This window comes from Paraburkholderia sp. SIMBA_027, assembly GCF_046535315.1.
GTDB classification, from domain to species: domain Bacteria; phylum Pseudomonadota; class Gammaproteobacteria; order Burkholderiales; family Burkholderiaceae; genus Paraburkholderia; species Paraburkholderia tropica.
In genome coordinates this window covers 1-305 of record NZ_JAWRWY010000304.1, presented here as the reverse complement: position 1 = coordinate 305, position 305 = coordinate 1, and the positions used below count along the sequence as shown (strand labels likewise).

The 305-nt window shown below is 60.0% G+C and carries 1 protein-coding gene; it reads left to right on the top strand.

Annotated features, from left to right (window positions below; genetic code table 11):
• Nucleotides 1-57: 57 nt before the first annotated feature.
• Nucleotides 58-305, top strand: a 248-nt coding sequence (locus SB764_RS39190) for a DUF2391 family protein (RefSeq protein ID WP_410866636.1), incomplete at its 3' end; no start/stop codon positions are given.

Sequence of the window (305 nt, the reverse complement as noted above, 5' to 3'; positions counted from 1 at the left end):
GACCGCGTCGGCTTCGAACGAACGTCGACCTGGCGCGATGCGAGCCGTGATGCAGCGATCGCTTTTGCTATTGGAATAGTGTCGTCGGTAGCAAGCCTTCTTGCTGTCGGCGTGCTTAAGGCTGGCCAGCGTGTCTATGAGATTGCCGGAAAGATCGCGCTCCAGGCAGTACCAGGAAGTATCGGCGCTCTGTTGGGCCGAAGCCAGCTCGATGGCGACGAGAGTGCCAAAGGCGATGAAAGTGATCCGGTGCAGGATGGCCCCGTCGACTATAGCGGCGAGATGTTCCTGATGGCACTCGGGGC